Annotated in this window: 2 protein-coding genes; one reads left to right on the top strand and one right to left on the bottom strand. The window is 70.1% G+C overall.

Annotation, left to right across the window (positions count from 1 at the left end):
- Positions 1-98 precede the first annotated feature (98 nt).
- A complete protein-coding gene (gene nucS, locus ACFQ8C_RS36990) occupies positions 99-770 on the bottom strand; it encodes an endonuclease NucS (RefSeq protein WP_383466347.1) in 672 nt (223 codons plus the stop codon).
- A 227-nt stretch (positions 771-997) separates the two neighbouring features.
- Here nucS and ACFQ8C_RS36995 point away from each other — a divergent pair, with 227 nt between their 5' ends.
- Positions 998-1,390, top strand: a complete 393-nt coding sequence (locus ACFQ8C_RS36995; RefSeq protein WP_031006219.1) for an SCO5389 family protein — start codon at positions 998-1,000, stop codon at positions 1,388-1,390.
- Positions 1,391-1,470: the final 80 nt, after the last annotated feature.

Consider the following 1,470-nt stretch of genomic DNA (forward strand, 5'->3'; position numbering starts at 1 on the left):
AACGCCCCGGCCAGCCGGGCCACCCGGCCCACGACCTCCCGGTTCGTCCGCACACGGTCCCCGGCCCCCGGCGTCGTACGAGTGCCCTGCGGCCGTCCTCAGAACAGCCGCAGCTTGTCGTCCTCGATGCCGCGCAGGGCGTCGTAGTCGAGCACCACGCAGCCGATCCCGCGGTCGGTGGCGAGGACCCGCGCCTGCGGCTTGATCTCCTGGGCCGCGAAGACGCCCTTCACCGGGGCCAGGTGCGGATCGCGGTTGAGCAGCTCCAGGTAGCGGGTCAGCTGCTCGACGCCGTCGATCTCGCCGCGCCGCTTGATCTCGACCGCGACCGTGGCGCCGTCCGCGTCCCGGCAGAGGATGTCGACCGGGCCGATCGCCGTCGGGTACTCGCGGCGGACCAGCGTCCACCCCTCGCCCAGCGTCTCGATGCGGTCGGCGAGGAGCTCCTGGAGGTGGGCCTCGACGCCGTCCTTGATGAGACCCGGGTCCACACCCAGCTCGTGCGACGAGTCGTGGAGGATCTCCTCCATCGTGATGATCAGTTTCTCGCCCGCTTTGTTGATCACGGTCCAGATGCCCGCGTCGCCGTCGGCGCCCTCCTTCAGGGTGCACGGCGGGGACATCCAGTTGAGCGGTTTGTACGCCCGGTCGTCCGCGTGGATCGAGACGCTGCCGTCTGCCTTGATCAGGATCAGACGGGGCGCGGAGGGCAGATGGGCCGTGAGCCGGCCCGCGTAGTCCACGGAGCAACGGGCAATGACGAGACGCATGGTCGGCAACGCTACAAGAGGAGCGCCCTTCTACGCGATTCGGGCATCGGCATGAGCCGAACACCCGTCGGTTATCGGCCTGTTGTGTGCCCATTCTCCTGGTGCGGGCAGCACCGCGCGCTTACCGTGGAAGCTGGAGGTCGTCGTCCGTGCACGCTGCGTGGCGTACGCCGGCCCTCGTCCCTGCCCGCACAGGCCCCGTCCGCGGGGTCGCGAGAGGAGAACCCATGTCGCTCGACGTCTCACCGGCACTGTTGGAACAGGCCGAGCGAGGCGAGGTCGACGAAGCCGCCTTCGTCGACTGCGTCCGGACCTCCCTGCCCTTCGCGTGGGAGATGATCAGTTCTCTGGTGGCCCAGCTGGAGGTGGAAGGCGGAGAGTTCGCCGACAACCAGACGCCGCCGCCGAACGAGCAGGCACGCGGTCAGCTGCTGCGCGCGCTGGCGAGCGACGCGATCCGCGGTGCGCTCCAGCGCCACTTCGGAGTGCGTCTGGCCTTCCAGAACTGCCACCGGGTGGCGGTCTTCCCGCTGGACCCGGCGGTGGACGAGAGGCTCGCCCGCTTCACCTCGATACGGGGCCAGCTGCTCAACCAGTCGCCGGAGCTCCGCGACTGCTGAGGCCCCACCGTCGTCACCGGGAACCATCGGGATTCGACTGCCGCCGCCCCGCGTCGCGGGAGCCGCGGCCGGTGCGTGTC

It is taken from the genome of Streptomyces sp. NPDC056503 (assembly GCF_042794995.1).
Taxonomy (GTDB): domain Bacteria; phylum Actinomycetota; class Actinomycetes; order Streptomycetales; family Streptomycetaceae; genus Streptomyces.